The 19682-nt window shown below is 51.8% G+C and carries 15 protein-coding genes; 6 read left to right on the top strand and 9 right to left on the bottom strand.

The genetic code is table 11. The features are described 5' to 3' along the window. The first annotated feature begins 7 nt into the window (after nt 1–7). The 3 genes from MKY86_RS23680 to MKY86_RS23670 are packed head-to-tail and all read left to right on the top strand — an operon-like array spanning nt 8 to nt 6291. On the top strand, nt 8–892 hold the full coding sequence (locus MKY86_RS23680) for a carbohydrate ABC transporter permease (RefSeq protein ID WP_036732429.1): 885 nt from the start codon (nt 8–10) through the stop codon (nt 890–892). Nucleotides 893–929: 37 nt separating this feature from the next. Further along, nucleotides 930–2480 (top strand): ABC transporter substrate-binding protein, encoded by a 1551-nt coding sequence (locus MKY86_RS23675; protein ID WP_076086017.1) that lies wholly within the window; start codon nt 930–932, stop codon nt 2478–2480. A gap of 37 nt (nt 2481–2517) precedes the next feature. Next, a complete protein-coding gene (locus MKY86_RS23670) occupies nt 2518–6291 on the top strand; it encodes an Ig-like domain-containing protein (RefSeq protein WP_076086041.1) in 3774 nt (1257 codons plus the stop codon). A 134-nt stretch (nt 6292–6425) separates the two neighbouring features. Here MKY86_RS23670 and MKY86_RS23665 read toward each other — a convergent pair whose 3' ends face one another. The 7 genes from MKY86_RS23665 to MKY86_RS23635 all read right to left on the bottom strand — a co-directional run bounded on the left by MKY86_RS23665 (nt 6426) and on the right by MKY86_RS23635 (nt 14348). After that, nucleotides 6426–8306, bottom strand: a complete 1881-nt coding sequence (locus tag MKY86_RS23665; RefSeq protein WP_076086014.1) for an FtsX-like permease family protein — start codon at nt 8304–8306, stop codon at nt 6426–6428. Further along, nucleotides 8278–9045 carry an ABC transporter ATP-binding protein gene (locus MKY86_RS23660; RefSeq protein ID WP_036732423.1) on the bottom strand — a complete coding sequence of 256 codons (768 nt, stop codon included), beginning with the start codon at nt 9043–9045 and terminating at the stop codon, nt 8278–8280. The genes MKY86_RS23665 and MKY86_RS23660 overlap by 29 nt, the downstream gene beginning before the upstream one ends. A gap of 118 nt (nt 9046–9163) precedes the next feature. Next, nucleotides 9164–10162, bottom strand: a complete 999-nt coding sequence (locus MKY86_RS23655; protein ID WP_076086011.1) for a sensor histidine kinase — start codon at nt 10160–10162, stop codon at nt 9164–9166. Beyond that, nucleotides 10159–10863, bottom strand: coding sequence for a response regulator transcription factor (locus MKY86_RS23650; protein WP_076085990.1), 705 nt, complete (start codon nt 10861–10863; stop codon nt 10159–10161). The genes MKY86_RS23655 and MKY86_RS23650 overlap by 4 nt, the downstream gene beginning before the upstream one ends. A gap of 184 nt (nt 10864–11047) precedes the next feature. Continuing rightward, nucleotides 11048–11710, bottom strand: a complete 663-nt coding sequence (locus MKY86_RS23645; protein WP_076085987.1) for an RloB domain-containing protein — start codon at nt 11708–11710, stop codon at nt 11048–11050. Nucleotides 11711–11713: 3 nt separating this feature from the next. After that, nucleotides 11714–13018, bottom strand: coding sequence for an AAA family ATPase (locus tag MKY86_RS23640; protein WP_076085984.1), 1305 nt, complete (start codon nt 13016–13018; stop codon nt 11714–11716). Nucleotides 13019–13382: 364 nt separating this feature from the next. Further along, nucleotides 13383–14348 carry an MBL fold metallo-hydrolase gene (locus tag MKY86_RS23635; RefSeq protein ID WP_076085981.1) on the bottom strand — a complete coding sequence of 322 codons (966 nt, stop codon included), beginning with the start codon at nt 14346–14348 and terminating at the stop codon, nt 13383–13385. A gap of 780 nt (nt 14349–15128) precedes the next feature. Here MKY86_RS23635 and ltrA point away from each other — a divergent pair. After that, the gene (gene ltrA / locus MKY86_RS23630) at nt 15129–16421 is read left to right on the top strand and encodes a group II intron reverse transcriptase/maturase (protein WP_340825768.1); all 1293 of its coding nucleotides are present in this window, start codon (nt 15129–15131) and stop codon (nt 16419–16421) included. Between the two features lie 177 nt (nt 16422–16598). After that, nucleotides 16599–16883 carry a hypothetical protein gene (locus tag MKY86_RS23625; RefSeq protein WP_076081692.1) on the top strand — a complete coding sequence of 95 codons (285 nt, stop codon included), beginning with the start codon at nt 16599–16601 and terminating at the stop codon, nt 16881–16883. A gap of 8 nt (nt 16884–16891) precedes the next feature. On the opposite strand, the gene MKY86_RS23620 is transcribed toward MKY86_RS23625, so the two are convergent. Beyond that, nucleotides 16892–18037, bottom strand: coding sequence for a glycoside hydrolase family 88 protein (locus tag MKY86_RS23620; RefSeq protein ID WP_445669939.1), 1146 nt, complete (start codon nt 18035–18037; stop codon nt 16892–16894). A 107-nt stretch (nt 18038–18144) separates the two neighbouring features. Beyond that, complete coding sequence (locus MKY86_RS23615; protein ID WP_076081690.1) at nt 18145–18606, bottom strand: hypothetical protein; 462 nt, start codon at nt 18604–18606, stop codon at nt 18145–18147. A gap of 109 nt (nt 18607–18715) precedes the next feature. Between MKY86_RS23615 and MKY86_RS23610 the strand changes: the two genes are divergently transcribed. After that, nucleotides 18716–19651 carry a LytTR family transcriptional regulator DNA-binding domain-containing protein gene (locus tag MKY86_RS23610; protein ID WP_083685461.1) on the top strand — a complete coding sequence of 312 codons (936 nt, stop codon included), beginning with the start codon at nt 18716–18718 and terminating at the stop codon, nt 19649–19651. Nucleotides 19652–19682 lie beyond the last annotated feature (31 nt).

Raw genomic sequence — 19682 nt, 5'->3', positions numbered from 1 at the left:
CCTGAGCATGGGCAAAACATTCGAATTTTCCAAGCTGTTCATTAATCTGCTGTTTACGGTGCTGTCGCTGGTGGTCATTCTGCCGTTTGTGCTGGTCATCGCAGTCTCGCTGACGGATGAAAAGTCGCTGACTGCAAACGGGTACCAGTTCATCCCCGAGTCCTTCAGTCTGGATGCCTACCGCTATCTGCTGGACGCGCCTGACATCCTGCTCCGGGCCTATGGCGTGACCTTCACGATAACCATCATCGGCGCGCTGACCGGGCTGTTGCTGACCGCGATGACGGCATACGTGATTTCAAGGCAGGATTACCGGTATAACCGGGCGACGACCTTTTATGTATTTTTCACCATGCTGTTCAGCGGGGGGCTCGTTCCTTCCTACATTCTGATTACGCAATATCTGCATCTGAAGGACAGCCTGCTGGCGCTGATTCTGCCCATCCTGCTGTCGCCGTTCAACATTATGGTCATGAAGGGCTTCATGTCCAAGATCCCGCTGGAGATCATCGAATCGGCCAAAATCGACGGCGCACGGGAATTCCGTATTTTCTTCCGGATCATCCTGCCGCTCTCAACGCCTGCGCTGGCTACTCTGGGCCTGCTGATTTCCTTCACCTACTGGAACGAATGGTTTAACGCGATGCTCTACATTGATGATCCGAACAAGGTGCCGCTGCAGCTTCTGCTGGTGCGGACGCTCAACAGCATCGAGTTTCTCACGACGAACTCTGAATTTACCGGGCAGCTTGGCATTGATCTGAGCAGCTTCCCCAACAGCTCCGCGCGGATGGCGATTGCCGTACTGGCCGGCGGACCGATGCTGGTCATCTTCCCGTTTTTTCAGCGGTTTTTCGTCAAAGGGCTTACGGTTGGCTCCCTAAAGGGTTAACATACATTACATGTACTAAGTACAGGAGGTCACTTACATGAAAAAAGGGCTGGTTGGCGTTTTGGCATCTGTAATGCTGGCTGCATCCGTGCTGTCAGGCTGCGGAGGGAACAATAACGGCGGCAACGGTAATGCCGCTAAGGGCACGGAAGGAAGCGGAGCGGAGGCAACGCAAAGTGCGGCTGCGGAAGGCGGGAAGGATGGCGGGCTGGAGCCGGTGGAACTAACCTGGTACTATCCGCTGTCCCAGCTTCAGGCAGATCAGGATAAGGTGCAGGAGGAAGTCAACAAGATTACGAAGGCGAAGATCAATGCCACCGTCAAGCTGATGCCTGTAGCGATCGGGGATTATGTGCAGAAGATGAACACGGTGCTTGCGGCAGGCGAGAAGTTCGACATTCTCTGGACCGGCTACATGCTGAAGCCGGAAGAGCTGGTGCGCAAGGGCGCGATTCAGCCGATGGATAAGCTGCTGGAGGAATACGCGCCGGAGCTGAAGGCGGAGGTGCCGCAGGTGATGTGGGACGGCCTCTCGGTGGACGGGGAGATTTACGGTATCCCGAACCAGCAGATCAACGGCTCCCGTTACGGATTTATCATCCAGAAGCGTTTTGCCGACAAGTATAATCTTGATACCGCTTCCATCAAAAAAATAGAAGACATCGAGCCGTTCCTGGCCCAGATTAAGCAGAACGAGCCGGATATCATTCCGTTTGGCATATTCGGCACTTCCTTCATCAATCCGCAGTCGCATGACGACAAGTACTGGGTAGTTCCGGGTCTGGATGACCATTTCTATATCAAAACCGATGATCCTACGTATACGCTCCAGCGCTATCCGGAAGAAGAGCTGGACAATTTCCGGCTGGCCAGCAAATGGTATAAGGAAGGCTATATTTACAAGGATGCCGCTACCGAAAAAGCGAATGATTACCTCGCCAAAGGCCAAATTGCCGTCGATTTCAACGTGACGCTGAAGCCGGGCGTGGAAGCGGAGGTCAAGGCCAAAAACGGCGGTAACGATGTCATTACGGTTCCGCTCAGCGACTGGTTCTCCAACGGCTATTCAGCGACCACCAATCAGTCGATCAGCCGTACTGCCCCTAATCCGGAGCGTGCCATGATGCTGCTAAATCTGGTCAATACCGACAAGGAGCTGTACAATCTGCTCTGCAACGGCATTGCCGGAGAACACTATGACAAGTTGGACGGGGAGTACATCAAGGCCAAAGCGGACTCCCGTTATCTGCCGAATATGGACTGGGTGTTCGGCAGCGTATTCAACTCTTATCTGAAGGAAGGACAGCCGGAGAATGTCTGGGAGGAGACCAAGAAGATCAACTCGAGTTCTGAGGTTAATCCTGTAGGTGCCTTCAAATTCAATTCCGAGCCGGTAAATACGGAGATTGCCAACCTGAACGCCGTGTGGGGAGAATACAAACGCGGACTCGTGACCGGAACGCTTGATTTTGAAGAAACCTGGCCTGCGCTGTACGGCAAGCTGAGGGAAGCGGGCGAAGAGAAATACGTGGCTGAAGTCACCAAACAATTTGAACAATTCCTTAAGGATAAAGGTCTGAAGAAGTAAGCCCCTACATCCCACGTTGAAAGGAAGAGGAGCCTTGGTGAAAAAACGTTTGCTTGCGGCACTTGCGGCCAGTCTGCTGTTCACGCTCAATCCCTCTACTCCGTTTGCGTCCCCTGTACATGCGGAGGAGGTGTTGTCCGGGACCGCATTTTATGTGGCCAATAATGGAAGCGATTCCAATTCCGGGACGCTGAATGCCCCGTTTCTGACGCTTGAGAAAGCACGCGATACGATCCGGACGCTCAAAACGGAGGAGGGACTGCCGGAAGGCGGCGTCACGGTGTATCTGCGTGAAGGCAGGTACGAACGGACGTCCAGCTTCGAGCTGCGGGAGCAGGATTCGGGCGAAGCCGGTAAACCGGTCACGTACACGGCCTATCCGGGGGAGTCGGTTACGCTGTCAGGCTCCCGCCAGCTGGCCAAATCGGCATTCGTTCCGGTCACGGATCCGGCCATTCTCGGCCGGATCATCAGCCCGGAGGCGAGAACGAAGGTGCTGGCCGCAGATCTGGGAGCACTGGGCATCACCGATTACGGCCAGCTCAGCCGCCACGGCTATTATCTGGCCAATGATCTCAGCGAGGTGCCGCCGATGGAGCTGTATGTGGCCGGGCAGGGCATGACCCTGGCCCGCTGGCCCAATGAGAGCACCGTCCAGATGGATGAAATCCTGGATCCCGGTCCGACCCGGAAGGACCCGAACGGGGAAGTGCATACGCGCGGGGGCACCTTCACCTATACGTATGACCGGCCCCAGTACTGGACGCAGGCAGACGATATCTGGCTGGACGGGATTTTCGGCTACAGCTGGGAGTGGTCGTACAATAAGATTGCTTCCATCGATACGGCCGCTAAGAGCATCACCCTCCGCTACGGGGAGATGAGCGGCATCTTCAAGAACTGGTATCCTGACTTCCACTTCGCGCAGAATCTGCTGGAGGAAATCGATATGCCCGGCGAATATTATATCGACCGCCCGGCCGGCAAGCTGTATTTCCTGCCGAACGCCGAGTTCGCTGCCGCGAATCCCGATATTGAAGTCACAATGCTGAAGAGTCCGATGATTAACGCACTGAATGCTTCGTACATCGACTTCTCCGAGCTTATTCTGGAGAACGGCCGTGATTCGGCAGCCGTATTCATGGGCGGCAGTCATATGCGTATCCTGAACAGCGAGATCCGTAACTTCACCAACAGCGGGGTGCTGGTCAATACGCAGAGCCGGTTCTACTACAACAATTTTGAAGGGGCGCCGGGTACGGACCATGCCATTATCAGCAGCCATATCCATCATATCGGCGGCACTGCCGTCACGCTGGCGGGAGGCAACAAGACAACGCTTGCGCCCGGGAACAATGTGGTGGAGAACTCGCATATCCACGATTTTGCCTACTACCACAAAGCCTATAATCCCGGGGTGCTGCTATCCGGCGTCGGCAACCGCATGTCGAACAATGAGCTGCATGATGCGCCCCATCCCGGCGTGCTGATCTTCGGCAATGACCATACCGTGGAGTATAACGAGATCTATGACGTATGCACCACCTTCTCGGATCTCGGCGCGATCTATATGAATGCGGGGGAGCAGCCCCATGAGCGGGGGACGGTCATCCGGCGCAATTATTTCCATAACATCGGCGAGAGTAAAGCCGGAGTAGAAGGGGTATACCCTGACAACTTCACGATGGGACTGACCATTGACGAGAATATTTTCTACAAGATGGGCAATTCGGCGATTAAAAATAACGGCGGATCCCATATCCTGACCCGCAACAATATCTTCATCGACAGCAAGATTCCTTATGATTATGCGGATATGTTCCTGGGCGACGAGCCGGATGATCAGGTGCCGCTCAACTACATGCCGAAGTGGCAGGCGCTGTTCGCGGCGAACAATAATTTCACCGGCACCCCTTATATGACCAAGTATCCCGAGCTGGCGGATTTCTTCACGGAGAACCGGTATTATCCCGACACCAATACGTTCCAGGGGAATGTCGTCTACAACCCGTCGGTTCCGCGCAGCGTAACGACCAATGTGTACGGGGCCTACGACAAGTTCGGACTGGTCCAGTATGCGAATAACTGGGTGACTGCCGCAGATCCCGGCTTCACCGACCTGGCGGGAGGCGATCTGTCGCTGCGGCCGGATGCGGATGTCTTTGGTGCCATTCCCGGCTTCCCTGACATTCCGTTTAACGATATCGGCGTTGACGGCAAGGCGGGCACGACAACCAGTCCGGACAGCTATCCCGTGCAGGGAGTTGCCGTCTATGACAATGAAATAACCGTGGACCGCTGGAAAACGGTGAAGCTGCGCACGGCGGTGCTTCCGTGGAATGCGGATCATCCCGCCCTGACCTTCACTTCGGCTGATCCCGCCATCGCGGCAGTGGACGGCGCAGGTAATGTTACCGGCCAGTCGGTCGGCAGCACGGTCATTACGGTAGCCTCGGCAGAGAATCCGCTGCTGACCGCCACGGTCACGGTTCATGTGGAGGCAGGCGACGGCGTGATGGATTTCACGGATTTCGAATCCGGTGCGAACGGCTGGCAGCAGGATGCCAACCGCAGCATTGAGAAGATTGGCACGAACCGCTGGTACAAGGTGCTGAACGGGGCCTCATCGCTCAGTGCCAAGACCTTCTCCGACTATGAGCTGAGCTTCAGGCTGAAGACGCCGGAGGTGATGGGGAATAATGCGACCCTGTATATCTTCGACCGTCAGGCCGGGAGCGGCTCCAGCCGGGTCGGCTACAAGACCCGGGCGGACGGCAGCTCTGCGTGGCTGCTGTACAATTCGGCCTGGACGGTGCTGAAGGAAGTCAAGCTGCCGGGGCATGACCTGCAGCCGGATACGGAATACAGTGTCAAAATGCTTGTGAAGGGCGGCGATATCAGCGTCTATCTGGACGGAGCCTTCCGCTTGAAGGGCAATGATCCGGGACACAATGCAGAGGGCAAAGTCGGCTTCTACGTCAGCAATGTCAGCCAGATGCACTTCGATGACATTCAGTTCAAGGCTCTGACGACTACGCTGGCCGGGATTATTCCGGCGGAGAGCGCGGTGCGTCTGGCCGCAGGGGAGCAGCGGCCGTTGCAGGTGGCCTTTGATCCTGCAGATACGCCGGACACAGGCGTGACTTGGCAGTCGGCCAACCCGGCGGTCGCTACGGTGGACAATACGGGCGTTGTGCATGCCGTATACGAGGGGCAGACGGTCATCTCGGCGGTGTCTACGGTGAATCCGCTCATCAAGGCGGATATTACCGTCACCGTCTCTAATATTATGCATGAGACGGACTTCGAGAACGGGGGCAACGGCTGGCCGGTGGACCCTAACCGCAGCATCGCCGCTGATCCGGATGGCAACCGCCGCTATAAGCTGCTGAACGGCGCGTCAGGCCTGCTGGACCGCAGCTTCACGGATTATCAGCTGGAGTTCAAGCTGAAGACGCCGTCCGTGATGCCAGATAACGGCATCCTGTACATCTTCGACCGCCAGGACAGCTCCGGCTCCACCCGGATCGGCTACCGGAACCGGGCAGACGGATCTTCCTCCTGGATCCTGTATGATATAGCGTGGCAGAAGCTTACCGAGAGTGTACTGCCGGGGCATGACCTGCTGCCGGATACGGAATATGATGTGAAGGTAACGGTGAGAGGCGGAGATATCGCCGTATCTGTGAATGGTTCGCCAAGGCTCTCCGGCAGCGATCCGAACCACCGCCCGTCCGGCAAGGTCGGCTTCTATACCAGCGGCTTCGCTTATATGCTGTTCGACGATATCACCTTCTCGGTTCTGCCGTAACGGAGGGCGGGCGCTGCTTGCGCAGAATCCGAACGGGTGCAGTTAGAATAGACCACGGGTCCAGCTGGAATAGACCATGGATATGGCAAGAAGCCGCTCCCTTACGGGGCGGCTTCTTTGGCTTGCGCGGCCGTCTATCCGGCCAACGCCGACCGGATCTGCCTCGTGTAGAACAGGCGGACAATGAAGAAGTAGATTACCTGAATGACGAAGAACAGGCCCAGCACAAGCAGGGACTCCCTGAATATGGAGTACTGGAACATATGCGACAACGCTGTAAGGGCAACGGCTCCATGGATAAGGGCGACCACGATCGGCGCGAAGAAGAGCAGGCTGAGCTGGCGGTTCAATATCCGGCGAAGCTCTTTGTCACTCAGCCCCAGCTTGGAGATGGCCCTGAACTTCTGTTTGTCCTCATCCAGATCGCTGTACAGCCGGAAATAGAGGAAGCTGCCGGCAGAGACAAAAAATACGATCCCGACAAAAAAACCGATGAACATCACGGGGCCAAAGCCGTCATTCGTCTTGGAGGTTAAATACTCGAGTGCATAGAAAGTATACTGCTCATCATAGGGAAGCTCATTCGTCAGCTTTGCGCCTGCCTTCTCTGCACCCGGCTGTCCAATCGCTCCGTGCCATGCATAATACCGGCTCACTTTGAGCGGCTGTCCAAGCTTGCCGATCCATTCATCGGGGACGACGTAATAACCGCTGACTCCCCGTATGGCCCAAGATACGATAGCCTGGTCCGCCTCAATGGCGATTCCTGACTGCAGCTCGACTGGCTGGTTGAGCATTTCTTCTCCCTCGCGGGACAGGCCGAAATCTACAACGGCTGCTTTCCCTGCGGTAAGCCGGATGGGATTTAGCCCCAGCATCTCGGCTACATGGTTATATTCGGATTGCTTCACCAGAACCATTGTCCGGCCCTCCATAGCCTTATAGTAGTTAAGCTCCAGACCTGTTTTCTCGGCGGCAATCCCGGCTCTGCCAAGGCTCTCGTCAATCAGCTGTATATGGGCCTGTGCCTTGCTGTCTCCATCCAAGGACTGATAGGTGAACAGATAGGGATTCTTCTGCGTCAGCGCTCCGTTGATCATCGACTGGAAGCCGTATAAAGCTCCTATCGCGCTGAAGGACACAGTAGAGATGATCGCGACCAGGAAAAAGGAACGCGCGTTGTCCTTCATCCGGTAGGCCAGATCAGAGAGCAGCAGCATATTGGTTCTGCGCCAGAATAGCTGCTCACGCGCCTTCAGCTTACGGATCAGGTACACACTGAGCTGTGTGAACAGAAGATAGGTTCCGATTGACACCATAATGACCACCGGCGCGAGCAGCAGCACCACACTCAGACCGCTCGCCCGAAGAGACAGGAAGTAGCTGATTCCCAGCAGTGTTACCACCAGCAACGACAGCAGAAGCGAGGCCTTCGGCTCCGGCTTGGGCTGACGGTTTGAATGGATGAGCGTAATCAGCTTGCCGCTGCGCAGCACCGTAGAGATGAACAGGGAGATCAGGACGAACAGCAGCAGGAAGGAGATCAGCGTCAGTACTATCGCCTTGAAGGGGAAATAGAATTGCAGCGGCTCGTTCAGCGCAAGCACATTCTCCCCGGCAAGCAGAATCCCCTTGGCAAAAATAACGCCGAGTCCGATGCCGCTGAACGTGGCGCCTGACCCGACGATCATATTCTCCAGAAAGATCATTCGCCGGAGCTGCCGGACCGTCATGCCATGCATCATCATCAGCCCGAATTCCCGTTTCCGCGATTGCAGAAATGCACTCATGGAATAGAGCACGAAGAAGAAGGAGAACACATAGATCACCCATTTGGAGACCGAGAGCGCAAGAGCCGCACTGGATTGAATATTGTCCCCGCTCAGCACCGGATGGTAGGCAAAGATGGAAAAGGTAAAGAAGACCATCACGGTAAACATGCTGCTGAGAAAATAGGCGGTGTATAGCCTCATGTTCCGGGTGACATTACGGAATGCGAACTGGCGGAATGTCATGGCTATATCCCCCTAACAGCGAAAGTGTGTCGATGATTTTCTGGAAAAAGCTCTGGCGGTTATCCCCGCAGTGAATCTCCGTATAGAATCTGCCATCCTTAATGAAGACGACCCGGTGACAATAGCTGGCGGCTACAGCATCATGGGTAACAAGCATCATCGTCGCGGACTGCTCACGGTTGAGCGTTTCCAGCAGATCCATCACATCCCTGGCGGCTTTGGAATCGAGATTGCCGGTAGGTTCATCCGCCAGCAGCAGCTTCGGCGAATGAATCATGGCTCTGGCAATTGCTGTCCGCTGGGCCTGTCCGCCGGAGATCTCATAGGTGCGTTTTTTCATAATGGCGCTGATCCCCAGCTTACCGGCAATCTCCCGGGCCTTATGCTTCATTTCACTGACCCGGGTTCCATCCAGTGTCAGCGGAAGCACGATATTCTCCTCCACAGTCAGGGTGTTCAGCAGGTTGAAATCCTGAAACACAAACCCCAGCTCCCGGCGGCGGAAGACCGCCAGCTCATTTTTGTCCAGCTTGCCCGTGTCCTTGTTATCAATCCTAATGCTTCCGGTAGTCGGAACGTCCACTGTGGCAATCAGATTCAGCAGAGTGGTTTTTCCGCTGCCCGAGGGTCCCATTATCCCCACGAATTCTCCGGCTGCAATGGTTAAATCAATGTCGGTCAATGCCCGGTAGGCCACGTTTCCTTCATAGATTTTACTGACCTTTTTTACCTCCAGCATATGGCTGTACTCCCCTTCTATGTGTGCAACACACTTGTTCTGTAACCAATATACCGGAGACGGCAGCAGCTCAGCCATCGATTTAGATTTCACTTTTATTACATGCCTGTAAGCTAAGCTAAGGATTCGCCGTCAAAATAATCCGCACCACCGTTCCCTCGCAGGCCGCCGATTCCAGCTCAAGCCGGTGTCCGAGACGGTCTGCGGACTCCTTCGTCAGATACAGCCCCATTCCTGTAGACTCTCGCAGTCCGCGCCCGTTGTCACCGGTGAAGAAAGGGTCAAATACCCTTTTGAGATCAGACGCCTGAATCCCGATTCCCCGGTCCTTGACCTCAATGACCGCATCCGTTCCTCTGAGATAGCAGGCTACAGTGATTGTCCGGCCGTTCTCCGTGTTAGCCGCCGCTGAATATTTGATGGCATTGTTCATAATCTGCGACAGCATGAAGAACAGCCATTTCTCATCCGTCTGGGCGGTAATGTCCGGAGCAGAGGCGTGGACCTCGGGGTAGATATGGCTGCGGATGAACAGGCGTCTGTGATCATGGACAACCTCGTTCACCAGCTTCGGCAGGACGACAGGCTTGATGTGGAAATCCTTCTCAAAAGCCCGCAGCCTGGCCATATACAGCACGGTATGCAGTCCGCTGCGCATACGCTCCAGCTCCTCGCGGATGCTGGCAAACTCCGGCTCGTCCATATTCTGCACGGTCAGCTCTATGACTGACAAAGGCGTCTTCATCTGATGGACCCATTGGTCTATGAAAGTCAGATGCTGCTCCTGCTGTTGCTTCACCGCCGTCAGCTGCTGCTGATAGTATCCGTACTGGGTGTGCAGCAGCTGCTCCAGCGCTGTGGATACAGGGTGGTTCTCCAGCTTCTGAAAGGATTCGTCCAGTGTCTCTAGAGGTCTGCTGAGGCGAAGATAATAACGGCGCCTGCTGATATATTGGTAGATTAAGTAGCAGCTGAGGAAGAAGAAGCCTATGAAGACCGCATAGAGCGCGGTCGGCAGATCGCGGTAGCCGTCCAGCCAGTAAATGGACAGCATAGCGCCGAATTGCACGATCTGCACAGCCAATAACAACGCATGCTCACGGAGAAACAGCCTCATGACTCCACCTCTGACCAGCTGTTGTTCAGCCGGTATCCCGAACCCCTGACGGTAAGCACGGCATCCTCCATCCCCAGCTCCTGGAATTTCTTTCGCACCCGTGCAATATTCACATTCAGCGTATTCTCATCCACAAAAGCCTGCGGGTCCCATAGCTTCTCCAGCAGCGCTTCCCGGCTGGCAACCCTCGGGTAACGCTCCATCAGACTCTCGATGAGATCCGATTCCTTGCGGGTAAGGGGCACGACCGCCTGCCCGTACTGCAGTTCAAGCCTTTCAGGATACAGCATCAGCCCTTCCTTCTCGAGCACCAGCTCCTCGCGCTTAGCCGCATATTCCCCGTAGGCCCGGCGGAGATGGCTGTGGATCTTGGCGAGCACAATTCCGGAATGGAACGGCTTGGTGATATAATCATCCCCTCCGTTCTCAAGCGCCATGATCTGGTCCATCTCACCATCGCGCGCCGAGATGAACAGCACAGGACAAGTTGAGATCTTTCGGATCTGCCGGCACCAGTAATACCCGTCATAGCTGGGCAGATTCACATCCAGCAGAACCAGCTCCGGTCTCATCTCCTCGAATTCCTGCAACACCAGGCGAAAGTCCCTGACCCTTACGGCCTCATACCCGTATTTTTCAATAGCCGAGTGCAGCAGATCTGCAATCTTCGGATCATCTTCCACAATCATGATTCTGGACATCTTCACGGCTCTCCTTGTCTTGTTCAGTTAAGTACATATATAACACGGGTGAGGGTGTAAGGGAACACAACCACCAGGAATGTTTATTTTATCAGGGAGCTAATGATAACGCCTAATCGAACTATTAACAGTGAGGTTTATAAGCATAAAGGCGACCTGAGCAGGTCGCCTTTATCAAAAAGTGTTATATAAGTCCACATTCCTTCAAAATTCTCTCTACCGATTCATGTATGGTAAGGGAAGGGTTGTCTGAATAATATTTAAAACCTTTGTGTTCTAATAATCTAAGTCCATTTTCTTCATTACGCTGCATGATATTCTTGGCTCTGCTAATTGCTGCCTTTACATCATCCAGAGAAATTTTACCAAGTATTCTTTGGAAATTGGATCGTTGTTTGTAGGTATCAAGCTCTGTAAACTCTTCTTCAAAAGCCCTATTTATATGTCGGAGGTGATGATCGCGATGTGTGAGGAAATTGCAGTCAGTTTTATGTAAGATCATCCATAACTCAAACGTCAAATTACTATAGCCCGGATGATATTTAAGCATATTTCCTAACTTGTTACTTTCCTTAATTTCACTCAATATATTCTTAAACTTTGTAACATGCTCCGGTTCACTACTCTCATAATCGAACCAATGGGTAATTTCCCTTTTAGTTTTACCTATTACAGTGATAGTCTTAGCATACTTTGTGGGTCTTTGTTCTACCTTTCGTTCAATGGTGACAGTATGTGTAGCTGCATCTGTTGTATTTATTAATTGTTTAAGGCGATCCAAATACAATTGCTCTGTTTCACCCTCTACTGTGAACCAATAGGTATTATTTTTCTTTTTAATAGACATTAGCTATTCTACTCCCCTGTCAAGCAATTTTTCAATTACAGGAGTGAAATCGATATTCTTAATTGCTCCATATTGATTTACAAAGTAATTAGCCATGTAATCGCTACCGTTTCTAACTCCTTTTTCTCCGCTAGTTCCAAAGTCTGATAGGGAGTAGTGATTACTACGAGACGTCTCTTCGTCCCGCTCCACAAACTTAATCTCATCTCTTCTAAATAGGTTAGAATTAAGAAAAATTGGATTATGCGTGTTGAAAATTAGTTGTGCTTTGTGTTTGTTATAATCATCACTATGGAAAATGCTAATGATATTCATTAGAGCCATTGGGTGAATTGAAGCATCAAATTCATCAATTACTAAGGTACCCCCAGTAAGCAGCGCTCTTAAAACAATTGGGAACATATTGACGAATCGTACTGTACCATATGATTCAAACATCTCAGCATGCATGACAGTCTTTTCGTTGAAAATGGAAAACAGCTTAGGCTCATCATCTTCATTAGGCGCAAGGTAACCCAGTGCATTTGAGTTTACCCCAAAAAGAACTGCTGCATCATTTACTGTCTTATCAATAAGGATAGTATCTTTTTTTGAAAAAGAAGGCAGAACTTGTAGTGCATCCGCTCTGCAAAAGACTAAGAACTTATCTTCAAACCAATTATTGATGATGCCTACCAGTTTGGAACTGAACATTGTCTTGAAGCCGTTCATTAAAAACAACTCTTCACTGTTCAAATTGTTTTGGGCAAGTTTTCTGGCGACATTGGCTTCTTCATTATTAATTATAGATGAATATTTCTTAATAACCTTTATCTCAAGATTCTCTAAATCTTTACCGCGAGAAAATACTAGTTTTTCGTTAACATAAAGTATCTCTGATACGATGCTGCGTTTGTATTCATCCTGCAAAAAACCACCAAGATCAAGTGATAATTTATACTCAAATAAATAGCCGCTATCGATAAATTTAATCGAAAAGTCAACGGGAGTACTATCCATATCCCTTTTGTTTGGTATCAATTCCAGCTGGTTTGCGGCAGGATTAGCTTTAGATTTGGCATCAACGTTTCGGATATGTCCTCTCAATACGATATGTTTCAAAGTATCCATTGCACCAATAATGTTAGTTTTTCCTGATGCATTCGGACCATATATAACGGCGGAACTTAATCCGGTGTAACTTTTTACTCCGATCTTTTCCTTCAGAATACTGTAATCCAAACCTTTTTGTTTAGGTGCTGGCACCATTGAAAAAACTAACTCGTCCTGAAAGGATTTAAAGTTTTTCGCCCTAAATTCCAGAATCATTAAATCACCTCATTTTACAGTATTTTCGCAAAATCATACCTCTAATATATGCATTATTGTTTCCATTAGTCAATTTCTTATTCTATTTTGTTCAAAATACGAAAAACAGTAACTTTTATTTTAAGTGTTGATCTGGAACACGGTGTTTACACAGGAGACCCTTGCGGATGAAGGGTTGCCTTGGGGATTTCAACTGGACAGTGTTTACGATGATAGTTGCGGGAGTCCGTATACGGGGGGAGCAGACACGCTATGTTTTGTACTTAGGAAGGCACAGCCTGCATAGAGAAAAGCAAGAAAAGAAGGGACATGCTCTTCTTTTCTTGCCTCGTCTGGTTATAAGATGTACATCGAATACTCTCTGTTACTCCCCTGATGCAGTAATCAGGTCATACAGCTTATTCAAATTTGTCTTGAAATAGGTTGTGAAGTACCAAGCCCGGTATTCTTCGGGTATTTCGATCTCTTCAATACTCTGCTGATTCTGAACGGCTTCGGTCACGATGGCGATCATTCTGCTTATGTATCCCTTCACCTCATGAAGCTGTTGCAGGGAGCATACTTCACCATGCCCCGGTATAATCTTCTCCACATCCAACCGCTCAATCTGCTCCAAAATATGCAGCCACTCCTGAGGGTTGGCATTAGCCAGCACCGGATGGTGGTTCGAGAGCACCAGATCCCCGATGATGATCACTTTATCTTCAGGAAGGTACACAACAGCATCGCTCTGCGTATGCCCTCCGCCATATGTAATGAGCTGGGCGCTGCGGTTGCTGCCGTGAATGGTCATTTGCCGGTCAAAAGTTATCGTCGGCACCGTATGCACCAGCTGCGGAAGCATATTCACAAATTCACGGTCCGTTGCATTCTCCCAGGCCATTTCCTGCTGAAGCTTAGTATCTGTCTCCTGCTCGCATTGCAATTCAGCTTCTCCGATCGCCTCTAGCATCTTCTCTCTGTTGTTCTGGTACTGGGCTACCCGGTCTCTGGCGAATGAATTCATCGTCTCATGAGTGCCCGATGTTGCAATCAGCTGAGCGTCAGGCACAAACACCTGATTGCCAGTGGTATGATCGCTGTGCCAGTGTGTATTGATTACATAGGATACAGGGTTCCCTGTGAGATGCTCAGCAGCAGCCTTCAAATCCTGAGCCGCCTCCAGCGTAGCGAATGTATCCACCACCAGAGTGAGTCCCCCCAGATCAATAATGGCCGCGTTTGCGAGTGAGCCTGTGCCTGAAACCGCAACCGCTGCAACGGTGCTATCTGCAATATATTGCAGCCGGAAATGCCTGGAGCCTTGAAATGATTCAATCCTGTTCAGCATAGTAATCTCTCCCTTCCAACATGGGAGTATACTATACGCTACAAGAGTCCGCTAGACAATATTTTTCTGGATTTTCATTTGATTTCCGTTTAATTGGCGATATTCGCAGAGCTTGCGAACGGTTCAATTTGAAGAGAAATCCTGCCAAAAGTACAACATTACTGCTCCTCAAAAGCGGCCGGTGAGAGAGGCATTAGCATCGTTCACCCGCAGGGTGATTTTGTTCTTGATTGCGTGCCCAGAGGCACGCATTATCTAGTTGGTGAAAGTCCAACCAAAGGAGGGACCAAGCCACCTTTGTAGCTAGGATGCTTGCGCATGGCGAAATCTGTGAGTAAAAGCGCATCGACAAAAGTACCGGTCAGAGACTGGGCGAGCAACAATCCAGGCGGCAACATGAAGTGAATCTTGCCGCGTCGTCAAAAAGGCCCTGCGAAGGGGATGAGAGGATGCCGAGTCTCGAATCAATAGACGAAGGCCAAGGAAACTGTACAGAACTTGGAACAGCAGTGAAGAATCCTCCGGCGTATAGGGAACGGCATGGATTGAAAGATAATGCAGTGAACTGGGGAGACCCTCCCCCACACGGGAGGAGAAAAAAAAAAGAATTTTTTTTAAAGGAACCCGTAAAGAGACGCTCTATAAGTCCAGAAGACGAAGTGAACCGTCTGTGGGAAGGGAGTCCGAGGGGCTTATAGTACCGAAGAACCTAAGGACAACATAACCTTAGGGAGGGAAGGAGCCCTGCTTTGTTTACGCTTTTGGAGGAGGTACGAGTGAGTGAATGCCAAACGGCTAACGACACCCAAGGAAAAAGTTCAAGAACTCCAAGAAAAGCTAGGTCATGCGGCCAAGGAGAACAACAAGCGTAAATTCCACGCCTTGTACGACAAAGTCTACCGGTGGGATGTGCTATGCGAAGCCTGGAAACGGGTGAAAGCGAATAAGGGAGCTGCGGGAGTAGATGCCGTAACGCTCGCAGATATTGAAGAACAAGGAGAAACAAGATTCCTCAAGGAATGCGAGCGAGAACTGAAAGAAGGCAGCTACCATCCGCAGCCCGTACGTCGGCACTATATCCCAAAGAAAGACGGGAAGCCAAGACCGCTAGGCATCCCTACCGTGCGTGACCGAGTCCTACAGATGGCAACGAAACTGGTGATTGAACCCATCTTTGAAGCCGATTTTAAAGAAGTCTCCTTCGGATTTCGTCCGAAACGAAGTGCGAAAGGAGCGTTGGAGCGAATTCGTAAAGCCTGCAACCGCAAAGGAAATTGGATAGTCGACATCGATATCCAAGGCTACTTCGACAATATCAATCAGGAGAAGCTCATGAAGTTAATACAAATGCGTATCAATGACAGGCGGATCTTGAAGCTGATACGGAAGTGGCTACATGCGGGAGTGATGGAAGAAGGAAACGTACGGCGCTCCGATTTAGGGACACCCCAAGGTGGCGTGATTTCGCCACTGCTGGCGAATATCTATTTGAACTACTTTGACCGGTTATGGGAGAAACACGGAAGTGGGCTGGGAGAACTGACGAGGTATGCAGACGACTTCGTTGTGGTCTGTAAAACCAAAAAGGATGCGGAACATGCGTATGAACTCATCCGCAACATTATGGAACGTCTGGAACTCACGCTACATCCGACCAAAACCCGCATTGTAGGTCTGTGGACAGGAGACGAAGGCTTCGACTTCTTAGGAATGCACCACCGAAAAACGAAAGCAGAAACCTCTCAAGGGAAGGTGTACTATACCACACAGCAGTGGCTAACGAAGAAGGCAGAGGAACGTATCCGGGGCGTGGTCAAAGACCGATTAGCACCACCCGGCATGCGATGGAAATCGTTTGAGGAACACGTGGAATGGCTCAATCCCAAGATACAGGGATGGAGAAATTATTATTACACGAAGTATAGCCAAAAGAGGTTAGCGAAGCTGGATTGGTATATTCTGCAGCGATTCACCCGGTGGTATGCAAAGAAGAGAAATCGGAGGAGATGGATGAGTTCATTCCCGGAGGTCAAGTATATGGCCAATAAGTGCGGACTAAAAACGCTATTGTAATCTGCATGCCCATGAATGACAAACATCGGAAAGCCGTATGAGGGAAAACCTCACGTACGGTTTGATGAGGAGGGGCTGGGTTACTCCAGCCCTTTACTCTAGAGGAAATTGTGATTTGCGTCCGATATGGAAAGTTGTGCATAAAGTTGGGGGTAAGTGTCTTGGAGCATCGGCAGGATGACTATATTCTGGATCAGTAATAGGAATGACTTCGCTGATTTCACCGAACAGCCGGATAGGGTCGAAAAACCGATCACATTCGGTGCGGCAGAGGCGTGTGGGCCGGATGTGGTCGAAAAACCGACTACATTCGGTGCGGCAGAGGCGTGTGGGCCGGATGTGGTCGAAAAACCGACTACATTCGGTACGGCAGAGGCGTGTGGGCCGAATGTGGTCGAAAAACCGATCACAATGGGGATGCCGCAGGGTGATTTTGTTCTTAATTCGTCCCTTAAAATCTAGTTAGTATATCACTTTACTCTGCTCCCCCGCTCATACCAATACCCAGGAACCCCCCGCGCAAGACGCAGCAGCGCCTCCAGGAAAAAGTAATCGCCCCAGATCATGAAGTCATCCGGGGAGGCGTTGCCTCTGACGGAATAGGAGCCGTGCCGCAGGAATCCCTCTTCTAATGGGTGGCCTGCGGTGAAGTAGTGATTGATCAGCGAGGCCATGGATTTGTTCACGGCGTGCCTGAAATAGTCCCGGTCCGGATCATTCTCCGGCAGATGCTCCAGCAGCTCCAAGAGTCCGCATGCTGTGATAGCGGAAGCGGAGCTGTCGCGCGGGGTGCCTTCCTCCTGCGGGACATCGAAATCCCAATAGGCCACATGGTCGGCGGGGAGATGCTCCACGAAGTAGCGGGCCATTCTTTTGGAGGTTTCAAGATAATGCGGATCCTGGAAGCTGCGGTAGGCGAGAGCGAAGCCGTAGACGCCCCAGGCCTGTCCCCGCGTCCAGGTGGAGCCGTCCTGATACCCCTGCGCCGTTCCCCCGCGAAGGGCATCCCCCGTCTGCTGGTCGAAGTAAAAGGTATGGTAAGAAGAGTCGTCGCCCCTCACCAGGAAACGGCGGCTTGTCTCGGCGTGGATACGGGCAGCCCTGGCATAGACCGGATCGCCGGTCTGTTCGCTGGCCCAGCAGAGGAGCGGAAGATTCATCAGGCAGTCGATGATGATCCGTCCGCCGTTGTCTGCATCGCCCTCGGGTCCCCAAGCCTGAAACAGCTGCGGACCGGGACGCCAGCGCTTCATCAGCTGGTCCGCTGCCTGCAAGGCGAGCAGACGCGAGGCTTCATCCTTGTCTGCAATCCAGCGGGCCTTGGCCGAGAGCGAGTACAGGAAGCCGATATCGTGGTGATCCAGCGCCTGCCCGTCCAGCATGCGCCCTCTGAAGGAATCTGTCGCCTGGATGGCGGCGGCATGAATCTCCGGGTCCCGGCTGTATTCATAGCTTAGCCATAGAATGCCGGGCCAGAAGCCCTCCGTCCAGTTGGTGTGGTCGGTCAGATGATATTTGCCGTCCTCCATACTTACAATCGGAAAACTCTTCCCAAATCGCTTCACATTAAGCCGCGTAGTCGTAAGCGTCTGCTCAATCGCCTGCTCCCAGTTCATCATACCCGCCATAACCTCCATCATATCGCTATAGTGTGCTTAACCATATTATAAGCCGATCAAGCTGTAGGTTTGTTGCACAAAACTATAGTTATATTGCGGATCTGCTATGAACGGACCTGCCCATAGACGCTCCAGCTGTTGACTAAATGACCGGCGGTGAACAGACAGGCCGGAACAACGAATAACCAGGACTGGAGCCATACGCCAAGCAGCAGGAAGTAGAGGGCCGGGAAGACGGCCATCGGAACGGGGATGCCCAGCCAGGGCTTGAACAGCACCGTAAAAGCTCTCCCGCTCCGGTAATAGCGCACCCAGCAGCCGTAGTAAACCAGCATGCAGAGGGCCATCAGTACAGCAGATACTCCCAGGGGCTGAGCAGCAATCATTCGGCCTAAAAGAATGGGCATCATGAAGCAGGTGATCTGACCTGCCCGCTCCAGGAGCGTAAAGATCAGCGGGACGGAGTCCAGGGAGCCGGGAACACTCCGGGGCGGGAAGAATATGAATATTAGATTCGGCAGTAATACGAGTAAAGAGATGATAAAACCTTGAGCATGCAGTCCCATCGCAGAAATCCGCCTTCCTGAGCATTGATAGTGGCCGTACCTGACAAATACATAGCATAACTCTATAATTGCATTATATATCCTAGAGAGTCTGGAGCGGGAGGAAGATATGCAATTTCAACCTATATATGAAGACGGAGAATTAATTATGCCGAAGCTTGAGTTTGATCTGTCTGCGAGCCCTTCGGTTGGTATTATCACAGATTTGAGGCGCAAGCAGTTATTAATGGAGCAATTGTCCCGGGAATCCGGCAATTATTTGTCGTGGGCCGGGCAGAACGAATATATGCGGTTGACGGTAGAGGAGCTAATCTCGTTTCTGATCCGAATGTCGGGGCGGGAGGAGCGGGCGGCTGTGTTGACTGATTATTTTGCGCTTAAGGAGGAACGTAAGGTCAGATTGATGCAGCTCAGCTCTTCGAAAAGGGTGTATGTGACCCTGCTGCGGGCCTTTTTCGCCCATCAGTCCACGCTCGTATTGGAGGAGCCGTATTTCTACCTGGAGGAGCAGGACCGCCGCCAGCTGAAGCGGATACTGGATGACCTGTCGCAGCAGAAAAGGATACTCATTCTGACCTCGAATCTGGAGGATGCACTGATCTCCTGTGATGTCATCTACCGGCTGAGCGGGTCCGGGCTTCATCAGCTGGATATCCGTGATTCGGAAGAGGAGAAGCAGGAGGCAGTGAAGCAGGATGAGGCCAACATCACCTTGCAGAAGGTCTCGACCAAACGGGAGGATAAGGTGATTTTATTTGATCCGCCCGAGATTGATTTTATTGAAAGTGTAGAAGGCTCTATCCTGGTGCATGTCGGCGGTGAGCATTATGACTGTGCCCTGACCTTGACCCAGCTTGAAGCGCGGCTGCTGAATTTCGGCTTCTTCAGGTGCCACCGGTCCTACATCGTCAATCTGCAAAAGGTACGTGAGATCATTACCTGGACGAAGAACAGCTACAGTCTGCGGCTGAACACCGGCAAGGAGGCCGTGGTTCCGTTATCCCGCTCCAAATTGCAGGAACTTAAGGCGCTGCTTAAGCTGTAAAAGGTACCGTTCAGGCCGGAATGGGTACCAT

The organism is Paenibacillus sp. FSL R7-0333, from assembly GCF_038000365.1.
Taxonomy (GTDB): domain Bacteria; phylum Bacillota; class Bacilli; order Paenibacillales; family Paenibacillaceae; genus Paenibacillus_AQ; species Paenibacillus_AQ silagei.
Note: the sequence above shows the minus strand (reverse complement) of the source record. Positions and strands in the feature narration are given on the sequence as shown.